Here is a 1862-nt window from a genome sequence, read left to right on the forward strand (position 1 = left end):
GCCGACGCCGCGCAGCATCGAATTGAAGAAATGCAGGTCATTGACGCGGCGGACCTCGCGGGTCTTCCAGGTGATCGCCATCGAGATCGAGAAGCTGCCTGATGTGCGCACCCAGTGCGGCCATTGATACGGCACGTAGCAGCCGTCGCCCGCGAACAGATGGAATTCGGTGCCGCGCGGCGCAAAACTGTCATCGTATTTCAGGTTGCGGTGCTTGGTCATCGAGCGCTCGATCTCGTCATCGGAGACGATCGAGCGGTCGTTGTTGTCGAAGATCGTGAAGAATTTTTCGCCGTGGATCTGGACGAAGAAATTGTCCTCGCTGTCGAGATGAAACGGCGTGGTCGAGTTCGGCGACGACACGAAGATAAAGCCTTCGAGTTGCTCGAAGCCGGCGTCGAGCAGACTATTGAAACCGCGCGCGCGCGCCACCGACAGCAGCGTGTCTTCCAGCAGTCGCCGGTATTCCGGCGAATTCTCCACGCGCTTCAGCACCATCCAGGCGCCGGCGGTTTCGATGCGCTTGACGACCTCGACCGGATCGAGATCGACCGAGGGGATCGCATCCGGATCCTGGCTGATCGCGACCTTGCCGGAGTTGTACTCGATCAGGTCGCGCGGCAGCTCGGCGGCGAGCTGCGCGATGCGCGACAGAGTGAGGAGCGGATGGCCAGCCAGCTTGTGGCGGATCGCGAAGGGTTTGAGCGGAAAGTCGCGCTTCAGCGCTTCGTTTCCGGCCGTAATCACCGGGGCTACTGCGGTGACGGTATTCATGACGATTTCTCCTGGCGTTTCCGGATGAAATGGACGGCGCGGCGCAGCGGCTTGAGGATCAGCTGGCGCAATTTCAGGGCGCCAAGGACCAGCGGCACCACGGGATCGCGCGGCCGCAGCGGCACCAGCACGTCGCCGATCGCCAGGCGCCCGCGCCAGATCGGATTGATCATGGGATGATCGGCATTGGCCGTGGAATCGACCAGCGCGATGCCAGGGTCGGCGCAGAGATGCCGGGTCAGGTCGAGCGTCAGCTGCACGCCGGGCGACAGTTTTGCAAAGCGCTCGTCGACCCCGAGCTTGAAATAGAACGCGCGGTCCTGATGCCGCAGCACGATCGCGGCAGCCACCGGCGTGTCGCCGGCGAACAGCGTCACGACTTCGCCTTGACCTGATGCCGCGAGGTCGGCGGTGGCGCGGCGGACAAAAGTGGCATCGCCGTCGTCCTGCCCGAGCGCGGTGCCGCGCTGGCCTTTCCAGCCGGAGGCTTCCAGCGTCAAGAATATCTCGACCGCGGATGCAATCTGCTGCGGGGTGCGCGCTACCTCGAAACGGACCTCGCCGTGCTCGGCCAGCCGGTTGCGCTGGCGGCGCAATTCCTTGAGTTTCTTCGGTCCCAGCGCATCGCGTAGCAATTCCTCGGCGTCGCGTGTGGCGTCGAGGCAGGCGCGGAGGTGGGATTGCAGCAAACGCGGGCGCATGCCGCCCTGCCGCAGTACTTCCGTGAAAGTCTTGACGGTAGCGCCATCGAGCGCGACGTCGCGCAGGATCAGCGCACGGGCGCCGGCCCTTCGCGCCTCGCGCATCAATCCGATGGCGGCATCCTCGGCGACCTCGCGATCGAGCGGCGGCGTGCCGAGCGTGCCGTAGGGATCGGCGCTGACCAGAACGGGAAGCGGAATGTTGTAGGCGCGCCACATCGAAATCGCGGGCAACAGCCCGATCAGGCGCGCCGCGCCGTCTTCCGCAGGCGCAGCGTCGCTCCATGCGGCGAGCGCCGAGACGCCGGTGCGGCCCCGCGCCGAGGCGTTCACCGCCAATGCCCAGTCGGGCAGATAATAACCGTTCGGCTCGAAGGCGCGTTCGGC

The 1862-nt window shown here is 65.3% G+C and carries 2 protein-coding genes; both read right to left on the bottom strand.

Going from position 1 to position 1862, the window contains the following annotated elements:
• Positions 1-774, bottom strand: a 774-nt coding sequence (locus tag Q7U29_RS26545) for a cupin-like domain-containing protein (RefSeq protein WP_304746411.1), incomplete at its 3' end; no start/stop codon positions are given.
• Positions 771-1862: GNAT family N-acetyltransferase (locus Q7U29_RS26550; protein ID WP_304746412.1), on the bottom strand; the 1092-nt coding region annotated here is incomplete at its 5' end. The genes Q7U29_RS26545 and Q7U29_RS26550, both read right to left, overlap by 4 nt.

The organism is Bradyrhizobium sp. (assembly GCF_030654605.1).
Lineage (GTDB): Bacteria > Pseudomonadota > Alphaproteobacteria > Rhizobiales > Xanthobacteraceae > Bradyrhizobium.